At 63.5% G+C, this 24104-nt stretch carries 29 protein-coding genes and 1 pseudogene; 25 read left to right on the forward strand and 5 right to left on the reverse strand.

The genetic code is table 11. The features are described 5' to 3' along the window. Nucleotides 1–30: 30 nt before the first annotated feature. From K5658_RS24180 to K5658_RS10010, 8 genes and pseudogenes are all read left to right on the forward strand, one after another. Nucleotides 31–618 (forward strand): annotated as a pseudogene (locus K5658_RS24180) (methyl-accepting chemotaxis protein); the annotation flags it as partial. Between the two features lie 9 nt (nt 619–627). After that, entirely contained in the window at nt 628–996 is a 369-nt protein-coding gene (locus K5658_RS09980; RefSeq protein WP_085213057.1) for a response regulator, read from the forward strand. A 44-nt stretch (nt 997–1040) separates the two neighbouring features. After that, a complete protein-coding gene (locus tag K5658_RS09985) occupies nt 1041–1361 on the forward strand; it encodes an STAS domain-containing protein (protein WP_246628610.1) in 321 nt (106 codons plus the stop codon). 149 nt (nt 1362–1510) lie between these two features. Next, nucleotides 1511–3739 (forward strand): chemotaxis protein CheA, encoded by a 2229-nt coding sequence (locus tag K5658_RS09990; protein ID WP_221066778.1) that lies wholly within the window; start codon nt 1511–1513, stop codon nt 3737–3739. 76 nt (nt 3740–3815) lie between these two features. Continuing rightward, entirely contained in the window at nt 3816–5936 is a 2121-nt protein-coding gene (locus K5658_RS09995; protein WP_221066779.1) for a methyl-accepting chemotaxis protein, read from the forward strand. Nucleotides 5937–5953: 17 nt separating this feature from the next. Continuing rightward, complete coding sequence (locus tag K5658_RS10000) at nt 5954–6769, forward strand: CheR family methyltransferase (RefSeq protein ID WP_221066780.1); 816 nt, start codon at nt 5954–5956, stop codon at nt 6767–6769. Beyond that, nucleotides 6753–7256 (forward strand): chemotaxis protein CheD, encoded by a 504-nt coding sequence (locus K5658_RS10005; protein ID WP_221066781.1) that lies wholly within the window; start codon nt 6753–6755, stop codon nt 7254–7256. The genes K5658_RS10000 and K5658_RS10005 overlap by 17 nt, the downstream gene beginning before the upstream one ends. An 81-nt stretch (nt 7257–7337) precedes the next feature. Continuing rightward, entirely contained in the window at nt 7338–8423 is a 1086-nt protein-coding gene (locus K5658_RS10010) for a protein-glutamate methylesterase/protein-glutamine glutaminase (RefSeq protein ID WP_221066782.1), read from the forward strand. On the opposite strand, the gene K5658_RS10015 is transcribed toward K5658_RS10010, so the two are convergent. After that, on the reverse strand, nt 8411–9340 hold the full coding sequence (locus K5658_RS10015; RefSeq protein ID WP_221066783.1) for a LysR substrate-binding domain-containing protein: 930 nt from the start codon (nt 9338–9340) through the stop codon (nt 8411–8413). The genes K5658_RS10010 and K5658_RS10015 overlap by 13 nt on opposite strands. 233 nt (nt 9341–9573) lie before the next feature. Between K5658_RS10015 and K5658_RS10020 the strand changes: the two genes are divergently transcribed. The 16 genes from K5658_RS10020 to K5658_RS10095 all read left to right on the forward strand — a co-directional run bounded on the left by K5658_RS10020 (nt 9574) and on the right by K5658_RS10095 (nt 19514). Further along, nucleotides 9574–10425: a sigma-54 interaction domain-containing protein gene (locus K5658_RS10020; RefSeq protein WP_221066784.1), complete on the forward strand. Its 852-nt coding sequence runs from the start codon at nt 9574–9576 to the stop codon at nt 10423–10425. Between the two features lie 457 nt (nt 10426–10882). Continuing rightward, nucleotides 10883–11203 (forward strand): RebB family R body protein, encoded by a 321-nt coding sequence (locus tag K5658_RS10025; protein ID WP_221066785.1) that lies wholly within the window; start codon nt 10883–10885, stop codon nt 11201–11203. Nucleotides 11204–11293: 90 nt separating this feature from the next. Next, nucleotides 11294–11623 (forward strand): RebB family R body protein, encoded by a 330-nt coding sequence (locus K5658_RS10030; RefSeq protein WP_221066786.1) that lies wholly within the window; start codon nt 11294–11296, stop codon nt 11621–11623. Between the two features lie 81 nt (nt 11624–11704). Continuing rightward, on the forward strand, nt 11705–12025 hold the full coding sequence (locus tag K5658_RS10035; RefSeq protein WP_221066787.1) for a RebB family R body protein: 321 nt from the start codon (nt 11705–11707) through the stop codon (nt 12023–12025). 59 nt (nt 12026–12084) lie between these two features. Continuing rightward, a complete protein-coding gene (locus K5658_RS10040; RefSeq protein WP_221066788.1) occupies nt 12085–12405 on the forward strand; it encodes a RebB family R body protein in 321 nt (106 codons plus the stop codon). Between the two features lie 109 nt (nt 12406–12514). After that, nucleotides 12515–12763, forward strand: coding sequence for a RebB family R body protein (locus K5658_RS10045; protein WP_221066789.1), 249 nt, complete (start codon nt 12515–12517; stop codon nt 12761–12763). An 18-nt stretch (nt 12764–12781) separates the two neighbouring features. Beyond that, a complete protein-coding gene (locus tag K5658_RS10050) occupies nt 12782–13129 on the forward strand; it encodes a RebB family R body protein (RefSeq protein WP_221066790.1) in 348 nt (115 codons plus the stop codon). Nucleotides 13130–13145: 16 nt separating this feature from the next. Continuing rightward, nucleotides 13146–13379 (forward strand): RebB family R body protein, encoded by a 234-nt coding sequence (locus tag K5658_RS10055; protein WP_221066791.1) that lies wholly within the window; start codon nt 13146–13148, stop codon nt 13377–13379. Nucleotides 13380–13424: 45 nt separating this feature from the next. Further along, nucleotides 13425–13751 (forward strand): RebB family R body protein, encoded by a 327-nt coding sequence (locus tag K5658_RS10060; protein WP_221066792.1) that lies wholly within the window; start codon nt 13425–13427, stop codon nt 13749–13751. Between the two features lie 49 nt (nt 13752–13800). After that, nucleotides 13801–14055 carry a RebB family R body protein gene (locus tag K5658_RS10065; RefSeq protein ID WP_221066793.1) on the forward strand — a complete coding sequence of 85 codons (255 nt, stop codon included), beginning with the start codon at nt 13801–13803 and terminating at the stop codon, nt 14053–14055. A 53-nt stretch (nt 14056–14108) separates the two neighbouring features. After that, nucleotides 14109–14528: a hypothetical protein gene (locus tag K5658_RS10070; protein ID WP_221066794.1), complete on the forward strand. Its 420-nt coding sequence runs from the start codon at nt 14109–14111 to the stop codon at nt 14526–14528. A 39-nt stretch (nt 14529–14567) separates the two neighbouring features. Continuing rightward, nucleotides 14568–15602 (forward strand): hypothetical protein, encoded by a 1035-nt coding sequence (locus K5658_RS10075; protein WP_221066795.1) that lies wholly within the window; start codon nt 14568–14570, stop codon nt 15600–15602. Continuing rightward, the gene (locus tag K5658_RS10080) at nt 15595–15885 is read left to right on the forward strand and encodes a hypothetical protein (RefSeq protein ID WP_221066796.1); all 291 of its coding nucleotides are present in this window, start codon (nt 15595–15597) and stop codon (nt 15883–15885) included. Before K5658_RS10075 ends, K5658_RS10080 begins: the two co-directional genes overlap by 8 nt. Nucleotides 15886–15931: 46 nt before the next feature. Further along, nucleotides 15932–16429: a hypothetical protein gene (locus K5658_RS10085; RefSeq protein ID WP_221066797.1), complete on the forward strand. Its 498-nt coding sequence runs from the start codon at nt 15932–15934 to the stop codon at nt 16427–16429. Between the two features lie 34 nt (nt 16430–16463). Continuing rightward, complete coding sequence (locus K5658_RS10090; RefSeq protein ID WP_221066798.1) at nt 16464–18770, forward strand: hypothetical protein; 2307 nt, start codon at nt 16464–16466, stop codon at nt 18768–18770. A gap of 87 nt (nt 18771–18857) precedes the next feature. Beyond that, nucleotides 18858–19514 carry a hypothetical protein gene (locus K5658_RS10095; protein WP_221066799.1) on the forward strand — a complete coding sequence of 219 codons (657 nt, stop codon included), beginning with the start codon at nt 18858–18860 and terminating at the stop codon, nt 19512–19514. A 100-nt stretch (nt 19515–19614) separates the two neighbouring features. Here the strand turns inward: K5658_RS10095 and K5658_RS10100 are convergent, their stop codons facing one another. From K5658_RS10100 to fchA, 4 genes are all read right to left on the reverse strand, one after another. Next, entirely contained in the window at nt 19615–20511 is an 897-nt protein-coding gene (locus K5658_RS10100) for an RNA polymerase sigma factor (RefSeq protein ID WP_221066800.1), read from the reverse strand. A gap of 966 nt (nt 20512–21477) precedes the next feature. Then, a complete protein-coding gene (locus tag K5658_RS10105) occupies nt 21478–22167 on the reverse strand; it encodes a fumarylacetoacetate hydrolase family protein (RefSeq protein WP_221066801.1) in 690 nt (229 codons plus the stop codon). Further along, complete coding sequence (locus tag K5658_RS10110; protein WP_221066802.1) at nt 22164–22382, reverse strand: hypothetical protein; 219 nt, start codon at nt 22380–22382, stop codon at nt 22164–22166. Before K5658_RS10110 ends, K5658_RS10105 begins: the two co-directional genes overlap by 4 nt. A 35-nt stretch (nt 22383–22417) precedes the next feature. Further along, the gene (fchA, locus tag K5658_RS10115; protein ID WP_221066803.1) at nt 22418–23041 is read right to left on the reverse strand and encodes a methenyltetrahydrofolate cyclohydrolase; all 624 of its coding nucleotides are present in this window, start codon (nt 23039–23041) and stop codon (nt 22418–22420) included. 186 nt (nt 23042–23227) lie between these two features. Between fchA and K5658_RS10120 the strand changes: the two genes are divergently transcribed. Continuing rightward, nucleotides 23228–24088: an NADP-dependent methylenetetrahydromethanopterin/methylenetetrahydrofolate dehydrogenase gene (locus tag K5658_RS10120; protein WP_221066952.1), complete on the forward strand. Its 861-nt coding sequence runs from the start codon at nt 23228–23230 to the stop codon at nt 24086–24088. Nucleotides 24089–24104: the final 16 nt, after the last annotated feature.

Genomic DNA, 24104 nt, shown 5'->3' on the forward strand with positions numbered 1-24104 from the left:
GAACTCAAGCACATGGCGGCGGATGTCGCCAGCATCGCCGACCAGACCAACCTCTTGGCCCTGAACGCGGCCATCGAGGCGGCGCGGGCGGGCGAGGCGGGCCGGGGGTTCGCGGTGGTGGCGGGCGAGGTCCGCACCCTGTCCAACCGCTCCGGCGAGACCGGCAAGCGTATCAGCGAGAAGGTCGAGATCATCAGCCGGGCCATCGAATCCTCCTGCCATAGCGTGGAGCAATCGGCCCGCCGCGACGCCGAATCCATCGCCCTGTCCGAATCCAGCATCGAGGCGGTGCTGGTCGAGTTCCGCACGCTGGCCGAGAACCTCGCCCATTCCACCCAGGAATTGCGCCAGGAGAGCGAAGCCATCCGCGGCAACATCTCCCACGCCCTGGTGGAATTGCAATTCCAGGACCGGGTGGGGCAAATCCTGGGCCATGTCGAGAGCAACGTCCGCGTATTGCACGACCAATTGGCCCGGATGGATGCCGATTTCGAGACCCTGGATGTCGATCATTTGCTGGCGTCCTTGGAAACCTCCTATACCACCGTCGAGGAGCGGCGCACCCATGGCGCCGAACCCTCGGCGGACCACGACAATTCTGAAATCACGTTCTTCTGAGGAAAAACCATGGCCAAGACCATACTCATCGTCGATGACTCGGCTTCCCTGCGGCAAGTGGTCAACATCGCCCTGAGCGGCGCGGGCTACGACGTCATCGAGGCGGGTGACGGCAAGGATGCCCTGACCAAGCTGGATGGCCGCAAAATCCATCTCATCATCAGCGATGTGCATATGCCGGTGATGGACGGCATCGCCTTCGTGAAAGAAGTGAAGAAGCATCCGTCCTACAAATTCACCCCCATCATCATGCTGACCACCGAATCCCAGGAATCGAAGAAGCTGGAAGGGCAGATGGCCGGGGCCAAGGCCTGGGTGGTGAAGCCGTTCAAACCGGAACAAATGCTGTCCGCGGTCAGCAAGCTGATCCTGCCATGAACGCGGCGGGATCGATCCCAACCCCATCAGCAGGAGTACCCCTTATGCCTATCGTTGTGGAGACCTTGGACAACGGCACCGCCCGGCTCGGCATCGGCAGCGGAATGACCATCTACGAAGCGGCGGGGCTCAAGGCCGATTTGCTGCGGGCCGTGGCCGAACATCCCGAATTGGACATCGATCTTTCGGAAGTCGCCGAACTCGATACCGCCGGCCTGCAATTGCTGGTGCTGGCCAAGCGCGAAGCGGTCAAGGCCGGGCACGTCCTGCGCCTGTCCGGGCATAGCGGGCCGGTGCGGGAGGTCTTGGGGCTCTACCGCATGGAGTCCTATTTCGGCGATCCCGTGGTGTTGCCCGCCGATTGACGCCGATGGCGGCCGCCGCCGCCATCAAGAATAAAGAAGCGCGGACGCGATCCGGCGGGTGGGCCGAAGCCCGCGCCCCAGGCCCGGCCGGGTCGGGCATATTCCCAGGCCTCCCCCGCGACGGGCAGGTTTCAAGCAGAGGTATCACGATGAATTTCGACGCAGCCATACAAAGCTATATCGCCGAGAGCCGCGAATTGCTCGACACCATGGAGCAATCGCTGATGGCCCTGGAAAACGGCGAGGGCGACGACGACCTGATCCACGCCATTTTCCGCGCCGCCCATACCATCAAGGGCACCGGGGGCATTTTCGGGTTCGATCCCATCGTCCATTTCACCCACGACGTGGAAAGCCTGCTGGACCGCCTGCGCGGCGGACTGCTGGCCCTGGACGACAATATCGTGGCCTTGCTCCTGCGCAGTTGCGACCACATCCGTTCCTTGCTGGAACCCGTCACCGCCGGGGAGGCCCTGGACGCGGAGTTGGTGGAACAGGGCCGGGCGTTGTTGGGCGGGTTGGCCCGTTATCTCGGCGATGGCGGTGGCCCGGAGCGGGCGGCTCCCGCCGACGTGCCGGTGCCGGTGGAGGAACCCACCGCCGAACCGGTCGGCGGCGGCACGGCCAGCGCCGACCATTGGCATATCTCCCTGCGCTTCGGGCGCGACGTCCTGCGCAACGGCATGGACCCTTTGTCGTTCCTGCGCTATCTGGCGCAACTGGGTGAATTGGTCGATGTGGCCACCCTCACCGACGCCCTGCCCGAACCCCCGGAAATGGACCCCGAATCCTGCTACCTGGGTTTCGAGATCGGACTTAGGAGCGGGGCCGAACGCGAGCAGATCGAGGGCGCGTTCGAGTTCGTGCGCGACGATTGCGCGATCCGCATCCTGCCGCCGCATAGCAAGGTCAGCGAATATATCCAGCTCATCCAGGAACTGCCGGAAGACACCGTGCGGCTGGGCGAAATCCTGGTCGGTTCCAAGGCGCTGACCCAGGTCGAACTGGACTGGGGCTTGAAGCTCCAAGTCGACGAGGAGCGGGTCGCGGCGGCGGGAGGCGCGGAACACCACCGGCTCCTGGGCGAAATCCTGGTCGAGGAGGCCGTGGTGCCGGCCAAGGTGGTGTCCGCCGCCCTCGACAAGCAGCAGCAGATCAAGGAGCGCAAGGCCAGCGAGAACCGTTTCATCCGGGTCGAGGCCGAGAAACTGGACCAACTGGTCGATCTGGTCGGCGAATTGGTCATCGCCGGGGCCAACACCCAATTGCTGGCCCATCAGGCCGGGGCGGTCGAGGTGATCGAATCGGCGGCCAACCTGTTCCGGCTGGTCGAGGAACTGCGCAACCGCGCCCTGGGCCTGCAAATGGTGCAGATCGGCAGCACCTTGCAGCGCTTCCAGCGGGTGGTGCGCGACGTGGGCAAGGAACTCGGCAAGCAGGTCGAGCTGTTCATCAGCGGTGGCGAGACCGAACTCGACAAATCGGTGATCGAGCAGATCGGCGATCCTTTGATGCACTTGGTCCGCAATGCCCTCGACCACGGCATCGAACCCGCCGCCGAGCGCCTCGCCAAGGGCAAGCCGGAAAAGGCGCGGGTGGAACTCAACGCCTACCACGAGTCGGGCAGCATCGTCATCGAAGTGGCCGACGATGGCCGTGGCCTGGACCGCGACAAGATCCTCGCCAAGGCGGTCTCGCGTGGCCTGGTCGGGCCGGGCCAGAACCTACCGGACGGCGAGGTCTACAACCTGATCTTCGAGCCGGGGTTTTCCACCGCCGACAGTATTTCCAACCTGTCCGGGCGCGGCGTCGGCATGGATGTGGTCAGGCGCAATGTAGAAGCCTTGCGCGGCCATGTGCAATTGCACAGCCAGCTCGGCAGCGGCACCAAGGTCCGCATCCGCCTCCCGCTGACCCTCGCCATCATCGACGGCTTCCTGGTGGGCCTGGGACCGGCCCGCTACGTCATCCCCATGGACATGCTGGTGGAATGCCTGGAACACAGCGGGGAAGACCGGGCCAAGGCCATCCGCGAGGGCTATCTGAACGTGCGTGGCAAGGTGCTGCCCATCCTGCGGCTGTCCGAGGTGCTGGGCGTGGAGACCCCCAAGGTCCGGCGCGAGAGCGTGGTGGTGGTCCGCTTCGGCGAGTTGACGGCGGGCTTGGTGGTCGACGAGTTGCTGGGCGAGTTCCAGACCGTCATCAAGCCCCTGGGTGCCTTGTTCGGCCATCTGGCCCCCATCGGCGGCTCCACCATCCTGGGCAGTGGCGAGGTGGCTTTGATTATCGATGTGCCGGGCCTGCTGCGGCGGGTCCAGCAACACCAGCATAGCCAGCATGGCCAGACGGTTTCCCGCGCCCTGGCCGCCACGGCGTGATGAGCGGGAACAATAATTCCCGGCGCTCTCGCTCCGCTATCCGGCGCCGGTCACCATTCTTAATGGGGTAACCCAAATGATGAACCTGAATAAGTTGACCATCGCCCAACGTCTAATCCTGGCGAGTTCGGTATTGGGCGTGTTCTATGTGGCGGTTGGTCTCATCGGCGCGGTGAACCTGGCCGCGTGCGGGCGCGATACCGAACTCGTCTTGTTGGCTGGGGTATGGGGTACTGGTGCCGTGCTGTCCCTGGCGTTCGCCTATCGTGTCATCCAAAGCATCGTCAAGCCCTTGGAAGGGACTTTGCAAACCTTGGACGCCATGACCAAAGGCGATTTCACCCAGGCACCACCCAAGCCCGAGGGCCAGGACGAGATCGCCTGGATGCAGCATTGCGTCCGCGAACTCTGGAAGCGGGTGTCGAGTTTCATCGGTGACATGGATCGGATGGCCAACGAGCAGGAGGGTGGCAAGAACGATTCGCGGATGGATGCCGCCCGGTTCCAGGGTTCGTTCAAGACTATCGCCGAGAACGTCAATACCATGGTGGCCGAGCATATTTCCCTCAAGATGAAAATCCTGGCCCTCATCGGCCAATATGTGGAGGGCGATTTCTCCGAGGCCATGCCGGACCTGCCCGGCCAGCGCGCCATCATCACCCGGCGGGTCAACGAGGCGCGGGAATTGATGCGGGCGGCGGCGGAAGCGGCCCAAGAACAGCTGCGCATCCGCAATGCCCTGGATAATTGCAGCACCAGCGTGATGATCGCCGACAACGATGGCATCATCGTCTATATAAACCCGGCGGCACGGGATACGATGAAGGTCGCCGAGCCCGAATTACGTAAACATCTGCCACATTTCGATACCGATAAGTTGCTGGGTTCCTGTTTCGATCAGTACCACCGCAACCAGCCCCATCAGCGCAATCTAGTCGCCAGCCTCCGGGAAACCTACAGGACCGAGATCAAGGTGGCAGGACTGACCTTCCGCTTCACGGCCAATCCAGTCTACGGCAAGGCGGGTAAGCGGATCGGCACGGTGGTCGAATGGCTGGACCGGACCATGGAAGTGCGTACCGAGAACGAAGTCAGCACGGTGGTCGGTGCCGCTTCGCTGGGGGATTTCACCAAGCGATTGAGCACCGAAGGCAAGCAGGGCTTCTATAGGAATTTCGCCGAGAAGCTCAACCAACTGATGGAGACCAGCGCCTACAGCCTGGAGGAATTGCAGCGGGTACTCACCGCCCTGGCCCAGGGCGACCTGACCTACCACACCAAGGGCGAATACACCGGCATTTTCGGCGAGTTGATGAATGCCGGCAACGCCACGGTGGAGCAACTCGCCCGCACCATCACCGAAGTGGTCGGGTCCGCCAACAATTTCGCCAACGCCTCGGCCCAGGTCAGCCAGACCGCGCAGATGCTATCCCAAGCCACCAGCGAACAGGCCGCCAGCGTGGAGGAAACCAGCGCATCGGTCGAGGAACTGACCTCATCGGTCCACCAGAACGCCGAGAACGCCAAGGTCACCGACGGCATGGCCCTGAAAGCCACCCAGGAGGCCAACGACGGCGGCACCGCCGTGCGCGAGACCGTGGTGGCGATGAAGAGCATCGCCAGCAAGATCGGCATCATCGACGACATCGCCTACCAAACCAACCTCCTGGCCCTGAACGCCGCCATCGAGGCGGCCAGGGCCGGCGACCACGGCAAGGGCTTCGCGGTGGTGGCGGCGGAGGTCAGGAAGTTGGCGGAGCGCTCCCAGGTCGCGGCCCAGGAAATCGGCGAATTGGCGGTCAGCAGTGTGCGGCTGGCCGAGCGGGCGGGGAGTTTGCTCGGCACCATCGTCCCGGCCATCCAGAAGACCTCGGACTTGGTGCAGGAAATCACCGCCGCCTCCACCGAACAGGCCGAGGGTCTTGGCCAATTGAACACCACCATGAACGAACTCAGCCGCGTCACCCAGCAGAACGCTTCGGCTTCGGAGGAACTCGCCGCCACCGCCGACGAGATGAACGGCCAATCCCAGGATTTGCTGCGCATCATCGGCTTCTTCAAGGTGGAGCAAAGCGCTTCTGTGGAGTCCTCGCGGCTACAGGGTTTGACCCACCGGGCGGCAGAAGTGGGTCATGTACGCCGGATCGCGGCCGGCGGGCGGGGAGCGGAAGCCCCGTCGGGTTTCTTGCGGTTTTAAAGCGGGCGGCACACACCATGGAAACGCTCAGCATCACCGACAAGGAATTCGCCCAGATCCGCGATTTCATCTACCGCAAGACCGGCATCTCCATGGGCGACAGCAAGAAGGCCCTGGTGTCCGGGCGCTTGTTCAAGCGCTTGCAGTATTACGGGCTCCGCAACTTCACCGAGTATTTCGCCCTGATCACCAGCGGTTCCTCCCCCAAGGAACTCCAGACCGCCATCGATCTGCTGACCACCAACGAAACCTATTTCTTCCGCGAGGAAAAGCATTTCGAGTTCCTGAAGACCCAGGTGTTGCCTGCGGTCAGGCGCGGTGGCACCTACCGGGTATGGAGCGCGGCCTGTTCCTCCGGGGAGGAGCCTTATAGCCTCGCGATGCTGCTGGCCGACGGCCTGGTCGGGATGGAGTTCGAGATATTGGCCTCGGATATCAGCACCCGTGTCTTGGAGAAGGCCCGCCGGGGTTTGTATCCGATGGAACGGGTGGAGCGGATCCCCCCCGAATACCTCAAGCGCTATTGCCTGCGGGGGACCGGGGAATACGACGGCATGTTGCTGATCGAAAAACAACTGCGGGCCAAGGTGCGCTTCGAGCAGGTCAACCTGATCGCGCCCATGCCGGAGGTCGGCCAGTTCGACCTGATTTTTTTACGCAACGTGATGATTTATTTCGACATGGAGACCAAGCGGCAGGTGGTTGGGCAGTTATTGAAGGCGCTCAAGCCCAGGGGCTATTTCTTCATCGGCCATTCCGAGAGCCTGATGGGCGTCACCGATAAACTCACCATGCTGCGACCCTCGATTTATCGCCATGCATCCGCCGAGTGACTTTATAGAAATCTTTTTACAGCCGGGGGAGTTTTATTTCGGCGGGGAAAACACCCGCATCCGCACCTTGCTGGGCTCTTGCATCGCCATCACCTTCTGGCATCCCCAAGCCCGCTTGGGCGGGATGTGCCATTTCCTCCTGCCCCGCCGCCCCGATCCGGCCCCGCGCGGGCGCTTGGACGGGCGCTATGGCGACGAGGCGCTGCTCTGGCTGATCCGCGAGGCGGTGGCCCACCGCACCGATCCCGGCAAGTACGAGATCAAGGTGTTCGGCGGCGGCAATATGTTCCCCGGTTCGGGCGCCTCCGGGCGGGGCGAAGTGGGGTTGCGCAACATCGAACGGGCCTTCCGCTTGCTCGGGGCCTATGGGCTGTCCGTGGCGGCCAAGCATGTGGGCGGGTATGGGCATCGCAATTTGATCTTCGATGTGTGGAGCGGCCATGTCTGGTTGAAATTCGTGCGGACGGACGGCCAGGGGCCGGGCTGACGAACCCCCGCGCCCGGTTCCGGGCCGTGCGGGATGTGCAACCGAATTGGGCGGACCCATGCCGTCCACGAAGGATTTATCATGAAACCCATCAATGTCTTGATCGTCGACGATTCCGCCGTGGTGCGCCAGATCGTCTCCGCCCTGGTGGCCCGCGATCCCTCGATCCAGGTGATGGCGGCGGTGTCCGATCCCATCCTGGCCATGGAACGCATGAAGCGGCAATGGCCGGATGTCATCCTCCTCGATATCGAGATGCCGCGCATGGATGGCATCACCTTCCTCAAAAAGATCATGGAGGAGCGGCCCACCCCGGTGGTGATCTGCTCGACCCTGACCGAGCGCGGCGCGGAAACCACCTTGCAAGCCCTGTCCGCCGGGGCGGTCGGCATCCTGACCAAGCCCAAGCTGGGGCTCAAGAAGTTCCTGGAGGAGTCCTCCATCGAGTTCATCGACGCGGTGAAGAGCGCCGCCCAGGCCAATCTGCGCCGGCTCGGGCCCACGCCCAGGCCGTCCGTCGCCGCCAACCCGGCGGCGGTGCCCCATGTCCCGCCGCCCGCCCCCAAGCCCACCCCGGATTCCCGCGCCCTGGCCCGGACCACCGACCGCATCGTCGCCATCGGCACCTCGACCGGCGGCACCCAGGCGCTGGAGGTCTTGTTGACCGCCCTGCCCAGGGTGTCGCCGGGGTTGGTGATCGTCCAACACATGCCCGAGCGCTTCACCGCCATGTTCGCCCAGCGCCTCGACGGCCTGTGCGCCATCGAGGTGCGCGAGGCCAAGGACGGCGACCGGGTGTTGCCGGGGCTGGCCTTGATCGCGCCGGGCGGGAAGCATATGCGGGTCAAGCTCAGCGGTGCCCAATATATGGTCGAGGTGCTGGACGGCCCCTTGGTCAACCGCCACCGGCCTTCGGTGGACGTGCTGTTCCGTTCGGTCGCCAAGTACGCCGGCAAGAACGCTTTGGGGATCATCATGACCGGCATGGGCGACGACGGCGCCAGGGGACTCAAGGAGATGCACGAGGCCGGGGCCGACACCATCGCCCAGGACGAGGACTCCTGCGTGGTGTTCGGCATGCCCAAGGAGGCGATCAAGCTGGGGGCGGCGGGGCGGGTGTTGACGCTGCGGGCCTTGGCCCCGGCGATCCAGGCCTATGGGGGGTAGGGCGGTTCCAACGTCCGCATCGCCCGCTTGACGCCCTCCCTCAGCCAGCGGTGGGCGGCGTCCTTTTCCCGCGCCTGGTGCCAGACCAGGGACACGGCCACTTCCGGGGCCGGATAGGGCATCGGAAAAACCTCGAGCCCGAACCGCTCCGCGCAGAGCGCCGCGAAACGCTCCGGGAGCAGCGCCACCAGGTCGGTTTGCCCGACCACCACGGGCAGGCCCAAGGCCGACCAGACTTCGATGGCCACCCGCGCCGGGAACGCCGCCAGGGCCTCTTCGAGCGCGTTGGGCCGGTCCTGGGGCGGATGCGGGTCGTAGCAGGCGACTTGTTCTTCCGCCTCGAGCATGTCCAGCGTCAACGGCGTCCGTAGGCGGGGATGGCCCCGCCGGGCGATGATCACCAGCCTTTCCATTTCCAGCGGCTCGTACACCAGGGCCGGGTCGGGATAGCGCACATAGTCGATGGCCAGGTCCAGGACGCCCTCCCGCAGCAGGCGGGGGATTTCCTCGGGCTGTTCCAGCGGGCGGATCGACAGCGTCGCCCTGGGCGCTTCCCGCCGCACCCAGTTGTGCAAGCCCACCGCCAACAACACCCCGCCCCCATAGGGCGTCGCCACCTTGAACGCCCGTTCGGTCGATGCCGGATCGAATTCCCGGCCATGCTCCACCCCTTCCCGGATCAAATCCAAAGCCCCGCGCACTTGTTTGTACAGGGCGTCGGCCGCGGGCGTGGGGTTCACGCCCCTGGAACCTGCGACCAGCAGCGGGTCTTTCAGCACATAGCGCAGGCGGTTGACGGCGTTGCTGACCGCGGGCTGGGTCATGCCCAGCCGGGCGGCGGCGCGGGCTTGGTTGCGTTCCTCGTAGACCGCCTCGAAGACGGTGAACAAATTGAGATCGATACCCCTGAGATTCATGTCGTGAATACCTGAATTATCATTATTGAATTGGTGTTTTCAAAATAAAATACCAATACTCATCACCCGGACGCCAGCCCGGAGATACCCCATGAAATGGTCCCGCGCAAACTAACATTTCCCGCAAGGGATAGTGGCTTGGGAATACCGGGTTATACCGAAGGCGTCGGCCCCCGTCGCGGCTTTTCCAGCGGGGCCGCCCTCCATCGCAACCGCAAACAGTGGGTGATTTTATGTTCGAATTGCTGCTCGGCCGCAACCCCGCCTTCCAAGCCTTGTTGCGGGACGCCCAGACCGCCGCCGCCGCCAACGTGACCGTGCTGGTCGCCGGGGAAACCGGCACCGGCAAGGAACTGTTGGCCCAGGCCCTGCACCACCACAGCGCCCGCGCCGCCAAGCCCTATGCCACGCTGAATTGCGCGGCCATCGCGGAGGGGCTGGCGGAATCCGAATTGTTCGGGCACCGCCGGGGCGCGTTCACCGGGGCCGATGCCGATGGTACCGGGCGGTTGCGGGCGGCCCATGGCGGGACGCTGTTCCTGGACGAGGTCGATTCCCTCGCGCCCGCCTTGCAGGCCAAGCTGCTGCGCTTCCTCGAAAGCGGCGAAATCCAGCCGGTGGGGGAAACCGCCACCCGCAAGGTCGATGTGCGCCTCGTCGCCGCGACCAACGCCGACCTGGAGGCCAGGGTCGCTTGCGGCCTGTTCCGCGCCGACCTCTACTACCGGCTGAACGTGCTGCCCTTGCACATCCCGCCGCTACGGCAACGCCCGGACGATGTGCCCTTGCTGGCGAGCCATTTCATGCGGCTGTTCGCGGCCCGCTACCAGCGGCGGGAAGCCGGGTTCAGCGTGGAAGCCCTGATCTGCATGGCGGAATATGCCTGGCCGGGCAATATCCGGGAACTGCGGAATGTGTGCGAGCGGCTGGCCATCTTCCGGGCCGGCGAATTGGTCGGGGTCGGGGATCTGCCGCCGGAGATACCGGGGTATTCCAGGCCGTACGGGCCGGTGGCCGGTTTTCCGGTGAAGGCCCATGGGCGGGGGGCCGCCGGGTTCGGCGGGGGGAAGTACCGGATGAATTGAGAAAGGGGTTGCGGACCGGTTGGGCAGGGGGTCCATGCCCAACCCACCGGGCTTCGCCGGCTCGTCTTTCCCTGGCTATCCAGGTTCGGATCCCACATCGCCCATCGGTATTCCCACATGTTTCCCGCCCCGCCGCGGCCCGCCAGCATTCACATCCTCCCCGCTCCAACGTCTATCCCGACACGGGCCTAGCGCGCCCGTCCCCGGTCCAGTCCCTCCGGGCGACCGCTGGCTTCCCGCATCCGATGGTCGCGAAAAAATGTTCCGGTTCGGATTCACAAGTCCAAGCAAGCAACGTCTATAAGGCAGTGGGATGAAAATTCTGACCGGAATTTGAATCCAGTCGATTCACAAATAAATCGATGAATCGTCAATAGGACAGGCCAAGGCGATTCCGCCGAGGGTCAAAACGGGTGGCTCCCCACCTCCATTCCATCTAAGTCCGAGGAGTTCGATCATGGCATTCCCTACCGCCGTCAACGACCAGGTCACCGATTCCGTCACCCAGGCCAATGTCAAGGTGCTGGGCGACGCGCCCGCCATGGCCATGGGCGCGATCTATCAATCGCTGGCCCATTCCACCGGCATCCTCTACCAGAACGCCACCAGCGCCCAGCAACAACTGGCGATCTCGGCCCAGGCGGCGACCAACCAGGGCGTGATCCAGCTCTATAGCGTGGACACCATGGCCGGGGCGGTCTCCACCGCCAAGGTCAGCCAGAGCGACCTGCCCAACACCTTGCTGGCCCTCTTGACCGCGCTCAAGGCCACCCAGTAGGCATCGGCACGGGCCGGTGGGGCGTGCCCGCCCCGGCGGTATCCGCGGTGCGCCGCGGGCTTTGTTCATCATCAACCAGGAGTTTAAGTCATGGCATTCCCTACCGCCGTCAACGACCAGATCACCGATTCTGTCACCCAGGCCAATGTCAAGGTGTTGGGCGATGCCCCCGCCATGGCCATGGGCGCGATCTTCCAGTCTCTGGCCCATTCCACCGGCATCCTCTACGAGAACGCCACCAGCGCCCAGCAGCAATTGTCGATTTCGTCCCAGGCGGCGACCAACCAGGGCGTGATCCAGCTCTATAGCATAGACACCATGGCCGGGGCGGTCTCCACCGCCAAGGTCGGCCAGAGCGATTTGCCCAACACCCTGCTGGCCTTGTTGAGTTCGCTCAAGGCCGTGCAGCCCGGATTCTGAGGCGTTCCCGTCCCCGCCCCCCGGCCGGGACGGCGGGCCCTCGCCCCATTAGTGCAATAGTCATTACCCAGGAGTTCAACCATGGCAATCCCTACCGCCGTCAACGGCCAGATCACCGACGCCGTCACCCAGGCCAACGTCAAGGTGCTGGGCGACGCCCCGGCCTTCGCGATGGGCGCGATCTACCAAGCGCTGGCCCATTCCACCGGCATCCTCTACCAGAACGCCACCAGCGCCCAGCAACAACTGGCGATTTCCTCCCAGGCGGCGACCAACCAGGGCGTGATCCAGCTCTACAGCGTGGACACCATGGCCGGGGCGGTCTCCACCGCCAAGGTCGGCCAGAGCGATGTGCCCAGCACCCTGCTGGCCCTGTTGACCTCGCTCAAGGCCACCCAATGAGCCGGCCAGGCAGCGCGGGTTCCCATCCATCCACCGTCCATAAATCAGGAGTTTAAGTCATGGCCATCCCCACCGCCCTCAACGGTCAAATCACCGACGCCGTCACCCAGGCCAACGTCAAGGTGCTGGGCGACGCCCCGGCCTTCGCGATGGGCGCGATCTACCAAGCGCTGGCCCATTCCACCGGCATCCTCTACCAGAACGCCACCAGCGCCCAGCAACAACTGGCGATTTCCTCCCAGGCGGCGACCAACCAGGGCGTGATCCAGCTCTACAGCGTGGACACCATGGCCGGGGCGGTCTCCACCGCCAAGGTTAGCCAGAGCGACCTGCCCAACACCCTGCTGGCCCTGTTGACCGCCCTCAAGGCCACGCAATAAGCGGCCTTGGCGGCGGGACCGCGAGGGGTTGGTCGGCGTGCCACCGACCCCGCTCCACATCCACACCCAGCGATGAGGCACGGGAACGCCCGGCCTCCCGGAGGCAGATATGGCAAGCGATTCGGACGATGAACCTAGGATTCGTTGCAACTCCCAGATCACCGATGGCGTGACCCAAAGCACGGTCCACACCCTGGGGATGGGACCGGCCAGCGCGGCGGTGAACGCCTATTTCGGGCAGTCGCAGGCGCAAAGCATCCTGTTCGCGAACATGGTCAATCAACAGGCGGAACATGCCGCCCTGGCCTCCACCACCCTCGTCCAGGAGCTGACCCGGCTCTTCGATGCGGGCGACTAGCGGCAATAGGAGGATGAAATGTCGGAAGGCAAGCTCAGATCCCTCGTCCACTCCCAGATCACCGATGGCGTCACCTCGGCTTCGGCCCATGTGATCGGCCTGGGACCGGCCCTGTCGGCGGTCAACGCCAGCCTGGGCCAGACCCAGGCGCAATCGGTGTTGTTCGCCAACATGGTGAATCAGCAGCAACAGGTCGCCCTGGTGGGCCTGACCACCACCGTCCAGAACGTCGCCAAGCTGATGAGGCTCAGGCCGCAGGCCAAGGCCGCCCCGCCACCCGCCCCGCAGGCGGCCTATAGCGCGGCCTCGTCGGTCTCGGTCAGCTCGGAAAGCCCGTTCAGGCACGCCCCGCCCGTAGTCACCTGAACCGTGGAGGGCAGCCATGGCCGATTCCCAAGTCAATCCCCAGATCACCGACGCCGTCACCCAGGTCAATGTCAAGACCGTGGGTGAATCGCCGTGGGAAGCCCTGGCCGTCGCCTACCAGGCTTTGGCCCATTCCACCAGCCTGGCCATGGAGAACGCCATGCAGGCCCAGGGCGGGATGCAGCAGGTCGGCAACAGCGCCACCTCGGTGATTTGCACCATGATCCTGAAGGTGGAACCCGGTCCGTAGGCCGGTGGGCGCGATTCAGCAGAGAGAGATTACCGGAGCATAGCGATGGCAATACCGACCGCCCTGAACGGGCAAATCACCGATTCCGTGACCCAGGCCGGGCTTTCGGTCCTCGCCAGCGCCCCGGCGGTGGCGATGGGAACCCTGTACCAGAGCATGGCGCATTCCATGGGCATCCTGTACCAGAATTCGGCCATGGCCCAGCAGCAGGCCGCCATCTCCAGCCAGGCGGCCGCCAATCTCGGGGTCATCCAAATGTACAGCGTCAACACCATGGCGGGCGCGACCGCCGCCGCCCGGCTGGGCCGGAACGATAACACCGACCTGTTGCTCGCTTTGTTGGTGGTGTTGGCCGTGGCCAAGAAGAAGTGAGGGCGGCGGGATTCCCTGTCATTTTTAACCGCAGCATAGGAATCGAACCATGGCAGACAACACGCCGGTCAACGCGCAGATCACCGATGCGGTGACACAGACCAATGTCAAGGTGTTGGGCGAGGCGCCGGCCCAGGCCATGGCCGTCCTATACCAGACCCTGGCCCATTCGATCAGCTTGGCGATGCAGAACTCGATGCAGGCCCAGGGCGGCTTGCAGCAGATCAGCAACGCCATCACCTCCACCGCCTGCAAGCAAATCCTGGAGATTTCCGGCGGCGGTGTGACCAAGACCGGCGAGTGAACCGCCGGGCGGGGTGCGATCCGCCACGGGCCATTTAACCGAGGATATGGGATATGAGCGACGATCCAAACGAAAATGAAACGGGCGGCCCGGCGGCACCGACCCCGAGCCCACCGCCCAGCGGCGCGGTGCTGGTCAATTCGCAGATCGTCGATGCGGTCCGGCAGACCCGCAACGCCGTCCGCATCGACCAGGGCGACACCAGCAAGGTGGTGGACCCCGGCATCTCCTACCAGAAGGCCAGCCAAGCCGCTGCCTTCGCGGTGCAGGACGCGACCGACTATCTACGCAACATCATGACCATTTCCGCCACCGCGCAGGGCATGGCCTTGAAGCTGTATCTGGAGACCAAGCTGAGCGATCCCTACCTCGACGTGATCGCCCAGGCGCAAAAGATGGTCGCCAATGCCGCGGCGAATTTGGAAGCGGTCGGCAAGAGCGCGATCACCGTCGCCAAGGAGTTCCCGCGCTGAGCGCCACGCCAATGAACATCAATCCTGGGGGAGACCGCCATGCCGCCCATCGATGACGACGAACAAGACTCCGCGGTTCCGGCCCTGGCCGACGCGGATCGCGCTTCCGGGGTTCCGGTCACGGTCCCGGCCGCGACCGACACCCTGCCCAATGGCTTGCTGGACCCCTCGCTCTATCGCCTCGATGCCGAAGGGATCGTGGCCGACGCTTTGCGCTTGCAGGCGGAGGTGGAAGCGGCTTTGCGCCCCTTGCTGGTGGAAACCGGGTTGTATCTGGAGGCCACACCGACGGACACGGTGGGGACCGCGGACCCTGGCGCGGACGCGGAAGGCGGTCCGGCCCCGCCGGGAGCGGCCCTGTCCGCCGCCGGGGAAGCCGACCCGGTTGGGTTTCCGCCCGAAGCCGAGGCGGTCGTGGCCGGTGCCCTCAGGGTACAGCGGGAAGCCGAGGCTTACGCCGCCGCCCTGGCCGCTTGGGCCGAAGCCCAGAACCGTGTCCAGGAACATGCCGGGGCCGGGAAGCCCGGCCAGGACGATGCCGATCATAGCGGTGGGGCGGAGCCGAAGGTTCCCGTCATGGCACCCCAGGCCCCGGACCGGCCCGAGGACGCCGAACCGCCCCAGCCCGCGCCGGATTTGGCCGCGGTCGTGGCCGAGGGGGCCGTGCCGGATGGCGCGGTGACCGGCGCGGATGCCATCCCGGAAGCGGCCTCTTCGAGTGAGCCACGGGCCCCGGACCGGCCCGAGGACGCCGAACCGCCCCAACCCGCGCCGGACTTGGCCGCGGTTGTGGCCGAGGGGACCGTGCCGGATGGCGCGGGGTCCGACGCGGACGCCGCCCAGGTCGAAGCGGCTTCTTTGAAAGTGCCCCAGGCCCAGCACCGCCAGGAAGAGGCTGGACCGCCCCAGCCCGCGCCTGATTCGGTCGCGGTTGTGGCCGAGCCCAAGGCCAAGCCGCCCGCCGCCTCCACCAAGCTGTTCAAGCGGATCGCCCAGGAGGCGGAGCGGCCCCCAACCACGGCGGAACCGGGGCCGGCCCCGTCCGGGAACGCGGGAGGGAACGACCATGGCTGACCCCAAATCCGCCCAGGAAGCCTTGCTCGACCGCATCGTGTCGGGGACGGCGGGCTTGCAGGCCGCCGAGGCTTCCATCTACGCGGCGCTCAAGACCTTCATGGACACCACCGCCAACGAGGTCGCCACCCTGGTGCAGAACAACAACCCGCAATACCCGCAGTTGCGGGAGGAAATGCTCAAGCTGGAAAAAGGCGTCCTGGCGCTGACCCTGGAGGCGATCCAGGCGATCCATGACAGCGTGCCGGTGGCGTCCAAGCCCGGCAAATCGGAAAAGCCTTAGCGCCGCCCGTCGGCAATCCAGGCCCACCCCGGACCAAGAGGCGACCATGCCCAGCACAACCGAGTTATACGCCGCCGCCAAGGCGGTCGTGGTGGCCATCGATCCCGTGGTCGCTGACCTGGGGCAGCGCCCCGATTATCAGAAGTCCTACCAAACCGCGGCCAAGACCTTCCTGGATTTCAAACAGGGCTTGCTCGACCTGTTGGCGCTCCCGGTCCCGCCGCCCGACCCGGTGGCCCGGACCCGCGACGCGGCCAAGCAAACCGTGCTGCCCTTGGCCGGCCGGATCGTCGATGCCAACCTCGCCCTGCTGAAAATGGGGCAATTGAACACCCAGCGCATCCTTCCACCCGAGACGGCCAAGGCCCACAACGTCCATCTGATGGATTTACAGACCGCCGCCCAGAATTATGTGGCGGTGGCGACGGCCTACCTCCAAGCCGGACCGGGACCGGACATCCCGCCCGACAATCCCTTCGATCCGCCCAGGGACGAGCGGGTGGCTTTGTTCACGGAATGGATGGATTCCGTCGGCGGTAGCTAGGGGCGGTGAACTACAAAACGGCGGGGTATGGAAAATGGCGGATTTCGATTACGACGTTGTGCTGGTGGGGCGGGGTTATAGCATCGCCACCTATCTGTATATGGCCGATTTGGGCTGGGCCAAAAGCATTTGCATCATCGGGGGGCCGGATGCCTGGGAAGCTATCGTCCGGGGCGACGCGGGCATCGTCAACCATGCCAAGTATCTCTATGGACGCAGCGCCGCGGAACGCAAACCCGAACCCCAGCAGCCGACCACAAGAGAGGCGCTGGTGAATGACAATAAGCATATTATCGAAGAATGGGTTCGGCTTTATCAAGAGGTGGCTAAGGAGGTTTCTGATTTGAGGGTAGAATATCTGGATGCCGCCCTGGTAGTCGAAATGAATACCGCTAAGATCGTATTGGCCGAGGGGCAGGCTCGATATTCGTCGGATGGAACATTGCTTTGGTCGGCGGAAAAGGGCGACTCCATCGATATAATATCTATTTTTTATGGGTTGCTAAATGATCAGAAAACCATAAAAGAAATAAAGGCGCTCAAGGTGGTCTATGGGGGCGGTGCCGGTCCGCATACCGTGGAACTTTCGGAGAGCCTGAAGAAGACTTTGATAAACTTGAAGAGATACGATCAAGCCAAGAAACAAATCGTTGTCCCCGGCCTTGGTGTCTATGGAAAACCGGGATACCGTATTATGGATTTGGATAGCTTTATGCGGTATTGTGGGTATTTGCGCAACAGCAAGGCGTCCGGCAAAGGTAATTCCGTGGCGGTGGTAGGGGCCAACGCGGGGATAGACGCGGTCATAGAAGCCTTGGGATTGGAGTTCGATCTTAAATATCTACTTAAATATGGTGGAAAGATAGCTTGGCTATCGACCGAGCATTATGAAATAAAATATACTAATGGAGCAAAAAAATCCGGGAAGGAAGCTATAAAACTGGTTGAGATGAGTATAGTCAATCATATCGATAGGGAGTGGGAGATTGTGGGCGAGTTCGGGCCTAAGGTAAGGATTAAATATAAAATACTCGCCGATCCCAAGGATAAAAACTCAAAGGTCGATGAAAAGAATATTGATGTGGATTTTTTGGTGTACGCCCTAGGCCAGGACCCTGGCGCGACCGAAATCATGGCAACCAAAGACGGGCAAGGTGTGACCAGAATCGGTCCCGCCAAAGTGATGCAGCCGATTTTGAATAAAACAGCCCTGGAACCGATCTACGATAAAAACCAGCGCTTCGGCTACGATTCCCAAGGCGTCGTGTTGGGCTTGCAGTTGCCGGGCACGACCAAATATACCGGCTTGGAAGTCATAGGCGCTTCTGCGGTCGCACTCGCCAAGGGGCAGGCCAAGGAAAAAATGGGCGAGCTATGCCGGAGACTGAACCAGGCACCTTTGGCGGCCGCCGACCAACTCGGGGTCATCCGCAGCCAGGTCGAGGGCATCACCGGCTTCGATATGCGCGGGACGGTGAAAACCGGCAATGGCTTGTCCTACGATGCCGAGGAGTTCCTACAAAGTGCGGGCTTCCTGGAATTATCCTTGGGCAAGGATAAGGAAAAGCAGAAACTGGTGCCAGCATGGTTCAAGTCGGATAAGGTTTTTTGGATACAGAGTGCGGCGGAGCTTGTTCAACTAAGTGTTGAGGGTTTTCAAGGGGATTATCGGAAAATCATACAAAAGCTCGTTGGGTCCGACATGGATAAGCGGTTCGCGGCTTGCTGCAACAACGTACTCGACGGAATGAAAAAAATATTGGCTTTGTCCGATGAAGTTGCAATAAATAATACCCTCCCAGCCATCCGGCCCAATGTCGCCGACCTGCTCGGTTTCATGGAAATCATCGTGGGCGAGGCAACCGTGGACTTCAACGGCATGGACCAAACTGGCCTCGCCGTGTTGTTCGCCGGGCGGTATCCGCGCATCGATCCCTATAACTGGCCGATGCTGGAACAATTAATTATCGGAGGACGCCGTATTTCCCCTTATGGCTATGGTTCTGCACAAACCCAGGATATTCAGGGATTCCTGGAATTCTTAAATGGCGTGCCGAATGCCTTTTATGGTTATGCCTTCAATGGCGGTACCGAGGGCTTTTGCGCGATTTTCATCGCCGCGATGTATCCAAAAATAAGCGCCAAGATCGAGCCATTTAATAATAGCTCCGTGGTTTTGGGTGCCGCAAAAATCATTGTGGATAATAGGCCAGTGCCCAGCCCGTATAATGATGGGCAAATCACCCAGATCAAGGCTTGGCTGGAAAAAATAAATGCCGCGCCAGAAGATAAGCAAGCGGATATGTTGAAAGATTATCCTTTAACCAAAGGCGGCGGCTGAAATACCTGGGGTTTCTGACATCGCCCGCCATCCCGCCGAGGCGGAAGCGCCATTCCCTACCACCCTCCAACCCGACGATGTGAAACCATGACCACCGCCGCCCAGCCCGAACCCAACCCCGGACAACCCCCGGCCCCCAGCCCCTATCCCACGGTGCAAATCCTCCAGGCCGCCATGGCCCATCGCGATGCGATCCGGCGCTCCTTCGAATCGCAACGCGCCACCCTGGCCGAGGCCATCGCCGCCCAAAGGCAGGCCGTGACCCAGGCGGTCGCCAACACCCAGCGCAGCCCGGACACGCCGCCCGGCCCTGCGGGTCCGTCGCCGGGAGCCGCCGTGGTCCCGGAGGCCGACGCGGGCGTCGTGGTGGATGGCCAGGAAGCCGCCGGGGGCGTGGAACCGGCCCCGGTCCCGGCGGCGCATGACGCCATGCCGGCGCGCGAGGTGGTGGTGCCCGTGGGATCCACCCCCACCGAGAAGTTGATCGTCGCCCTGAGCCTCCTGACCACGCCGGGCACCCTCGCCGCCAAGAGCGCCGCCGCCCAGCGGGCGATGGCGACCCAGCAATTCCTCGAGGCCCTCAAGGTCCTGATCGCGGAGGAAGTCGCGAGACGGCTGCCGGGCGGGGAGGCCAAACCGCCCGCCGAACCGGTCCCGGCGGTCGGGGCCGTAGCCGACGGGACCGAACCGTCCGTTCCGGTGCCGGAGGACGACGCGCCGGAACCGGCGGTCGACGCGGCCTGAAGTCCAGGCTTGGGGTATGGTGGGGCTGGAACGGGCCGTGTTCCGGCCCGGCTTGGAGCGGGGGCGGTCGCGGTCCGCGCCGTTCCCCCTCCGGGACGGATCAGTAATCGTCCGGGTGGTCGCCCAGGCTATCGCGGAGGCGGCCCCCACGGAGTTGGTCGCGGGCTTGCTGGACGCGCTTGCGGGTGTTGGCCTCGGTCAAGCCCAGTTGCCGGGCGATCTCGGCATAGGACAGGTGTTCCACGGTCCGCAGCAGCAGCGGCTCGCGCAGGCCGGCGGGCAATTCCAGGATCGAGCGGTATAAATCCTCCAGCGACTGGCGGATCCTCACGATGTCCTCCGGGGACTGGGCGCGGCCGCCCGGCTCCGGCGGCAGGTTCTCGTACTCCTCCGCCTCCGCTTCCATGAACAAATCCCGTCGGCGCTTGGCGCTGCGGTGCCCATCGATGCAGGCATTGTGGAGGATCGTCGTCAGCCAGGCCTGGGTATTGGCGACTTCCCCGGCGGATTCCACGAAATGATGCAAAGCCTTGAGCATGGTCGTGCTGAGGACGTCCTCCGCGTCCTCGCGGTGGCTGTCCAAGAGGTGCAGGCTTTTCTTGCGCAGGTAGTCGTGGTGCTGTAGCCAGACCTGCCAGAAGGAATGCCGGAGCAGTTCCTCCGCCGGGGCGAAGCCTGGGGGGTTGAGGGATTGGGCGATGATTTCGGCGGGGGAGCGGGGGGGCTGTTGGCGTCCGCCGCGGAATCCGGCGGGATTGAGGGATTGGGCGATGACTTCGGCGGGCGAGAGGGTTTTCCGGGATTTGGGGCGGGATGGGGCGGGGTGGGGGGGATAGGGGCGTTCGGCGCCGTAGTCGCCATAGCCGGGTTCCGCTTCCGAAAAATAGGGCGCTTCCTGGCCGTAATCTTCCCGGTAAGGGGTGTCCCCGCGCTCGTGCGGGGTGGTATCAGGGCCAGTGGTTGTTTTGCGCCGTCCGGGGAATTTGATGACACTCATATTCCTTACCCTAGGGAGGTCGTGGTCGCTGGGCGTACAGGGTAAAGGACGATTGCCGGGGGTGTTTGTGAATTTATTCACACCAGGGTTATGATAGTTTAGGCGGGCTATTGCGATAGGAATAGGCGGCTCTGCGCTAAAAGGGGATTTATATGGATTTTTTTATATAAAAATCAATGGCTTAATTTTTATATTGCAAGGTGTATCGCGGTTTTTGCTAGCGTTATTGGGCGCTTTGTCTCCACGGGGGCTGGGCGCGGATTTGGGATGCCTTGTATTTTAAAAGTTACTTGTGGTTTGGGTGGTTGGTGGCGAGGGTTTTGAGACCGGCTTTGATGGGATATTGCGCCACCGGTTTTGATGATTTACTGATGCGTAAATTTGGATAATAAAATAATATTTATTTGTTTTTTTATGGTGGTATTAGCAAGGGTTTTTATGATGCGATGAACGTGGGTGGATCGCCCGGTTTTGCCCCTATTCCCGTTATCGTTCGGTGCCGATATGGCTGGAGGCTGTCCCCGCCGGTTTGCCGCTCCCATGTACGCCGTGGCAGCCCTAGGTGCCGTGGAAACAAGCATGGATGTCACTCATTGAAAATTTTGTCCAAATAAAAGATTTTATTTTATTTAAAAATTACATTAATTTGGTTTTTGTATTTTAATAATGCATCTCTCAGTGTTGAGTGTGCTATTTGATGCGGAATAAGTGTAAATGCCTTTTTGCGGACGGGACTGTAAGCCCATGGATGTGTATTTGTAGCGGTGGCGGCGACCTGGAATCGCCAGATTATCGGGATGTCCCGATTTCATATCGGATGGTCGAAGCGCGGGGTTATCGCTTGATGGAAGGAAAAACCAACGGTTTTCATGGGAATATCCATCCGTGGAATCCGGTGTCGCGGGCGGGAACAGGTTGGGTGGGAGATATCTCGGCGGGGTGGTGGATTGCGACGGGGTCCGGGCCTCACGCCGACGCCGCGACCTGTGCCGTCAAGGCCAAGCCGTGGTCCAGCAAGCGGGCTTCCAGCGTATCCCCCGGCGCTAGGCGCGAGACGCCCTCTGGTGTGCCGGTGAAGATCAAGTCCCCCGCCCGCAAGCTGAAATGGCGCGAGAGATAAGCGACCAACTCCCCGAAGCCGAACAACATGTCCCCGGTGTTGCCGGCTTGGCGGAGCAGGCCGTTGACCCGGAGTTCGAAGGCCAGCCGGGCCGGGTCGGCCACTTGCGCGGCGGGCAGGAACGGGCTGATGGGACCGAAGCTGTCGCAACCCTTGGCGATGGCCCAGGGATTGCCCTCGGCCTGGGCCTGGCGCTGCCAATCGCGGGCGGTGATGTCGATGCCCAGCCCATAGCCCGCGATATGGTCCTGGGCCGTTCCGGGCGGGATATGGCGTCCGCCCCGGCCCAGCAGGACGACGATTTCCAATTCGTGCTGCACGTCCCGGCTGTCCGGCGGCAGGACCACCACGCCGCCGCCGTCCAGCAGCGAGGTCGCCGCCTTGAGGAAGACCACCGGCTCCGGCGGCGGTTCGTTGCCGAGTTCGCGGGCGTGGGCGGCGTAGTTGCGGCCTATGCCGAACACGGTGCCGACCGGCACCGCGCCCGTGCCTTGGAGGTGGACGGTGATGGACGGGGGGGCTTGGAAAGCGCTCATGGCGGGGAGTCCTCGCTGTGGGTGGGGGGGATCAGGGTCGAACGCGCCGCCGCTTCCCGCGCCTCCCGTTCCGGCAGCCCGGCCTCGAACATCATCACCGCCATGCGTTCGGCGAAGGCGGTGGCGCGGTCGCCGTCCGGCATGGGCAAGGCTTGCGCCTTGGCCCAGGCGAACAGCCAGCGGATGTCTTTCTGATGCTGGGGCAGTGCCTTCATGGCGGCGGCGGTTGCCGGGCCGCGCTTGAATCCTCCTAAAGCTTGCCCTTCACCAGGGCGTAGACCTCGCGGTCCGTCTCCTCCATGCCCGCCATGATGCGGTCCAGTTCGGCGAGGCGCGAGGCGACGAATTCCCCGTCCTTGATCGAACCCACGTTGACATGGACGTTCAGCGCCGAACAGCGTAGGGCCGCGTAGCCCGCCGCCACCGCCGCCCCGGCGTCGCTGACCACGTTGCGGTTGCCCTTTTCCGCCGCGATCCGGCTCAGGCGGACGATTTCGGCGCAGGCGCGGGCGCAGTCCAAGGGCACGTCGGTGGCGGTCTTGAGCGCGGCCTGGATGGCCTCGGTGCGGGCTTGTTTCTGGGCGTCGGTGTCCTTGGGCAGGCCGTAGGCGCCCATCACCTGGTTGAACGCCTCGACATCGGCCCGGATCAGGTCGGTGAGGCGGGCGCGGAGGTCCTCCGCCTGGGCCAGCATGGCCCGCATTTCGTCCTCGACCGCTTCGTAGTTCTTCTTACCCACGGTCAGGTTGCCCACCATGCCCACCAGGGCGGCGCCCATGGCCCCCATGATGGCCGCCGCGCTACCGCCGCCGGGGGCGGGTGCCTTGCTGGCCAGTGCATCCAAGAAATGTTCGATGGGTTGGTCTTTGATCATGGAGTCGCTCCCTGGGGCCGGTACTGCGGAAAAGGGGCCGGATTATAAAGCACCCGCCCCGCCCCGAAACCTGATTTGCCAGAGACGGGCCGCTGCGCTACCGTTGACAATCCTTCCGGCCCGAGGCTCCGGCCTCGGGTGCCCATCCCCCGCCGGAGATTCCGGCTCCAGCTTTTCCGCATGGCTATGAAAAAACTCCTGTTCCAATTCGATACCGATACCTATCCGTCCGTGTTCGATACCGTGGTGGCCTACGACGGCGGGGCCGACCAGGTCATCGGCCATGGCGGCTTGACGCCCGAAACCGTCGGTCCCTTGGTCGAGGGCACCATCTTCACCCGCGCCCCCAAGGACAAGAAGCATACCGCGATCTTCGTCGGCGGCAGCGATATGGTGGCCGGACAGGACTTGCTGAAGGCGGTGAAGAAGAAGTTCTTCGCCGATTTCCGGGTCTCGGTGATGCTGGACAGCAATGGCAGCAACACCACGGCGGCGGCGGGCGTGGCCAAGCTCCTGGGCAGCGGGGCCATCGCCGGGAAACGCGCCGTGGTGCTGGCCGGGACCGGACCCGTGGGCCAACGGGCGGCGGTGATGCTGGCCCGCGAGGGCGCGGCGGAGGTCGCCATCACTTCCCGCGTGCTAGCCCGCGCCGAACGGGCTTGCCAGGACATGAAGGCGCGGTTCGGGGTCGATTTGGTGCCGGTCGAGGCGTTCGACGGCGACGCGCGGGGCCGGGCCATCGCCGAGGCCCAGATCGTGTTCGCGGCGGGCGCGGCGGGGGTGGAACTCCTGGAAGCCCGCCATTGGCAGGACAACCCGAATATCGAACTGATGGCCGACGCCAACGCCACCCCGCCCATCGGCATCGGCGGCACCGATATGATGGACCGGGGCGCGCTGCGCGAGGGCAAGATCGTGTGGGGGGCCATCGGTTTCGGCACTTTGAAGCTGGCCCTGCACCGGGCTTGCATCGCCAAGCTGTTCGAGGCCAATAACCAAATCCTCGACGCCGAGGAAATCTTCGCCATCGCCAAAGCCATGGCCTGAGCGGATATCCCTTCCA

Origin of the sequence: Methylomagnum ishizawai, from assembly GCF_019670005.1 — a bacterium.
Taxonomy (GTDB): domain Bacteria; phylum Pseudomonadota; class Gammaproteobacteria; order Methylococcales; family Methylococcaceae; genus Methylomagnum; species Methylomagnum ishizawai.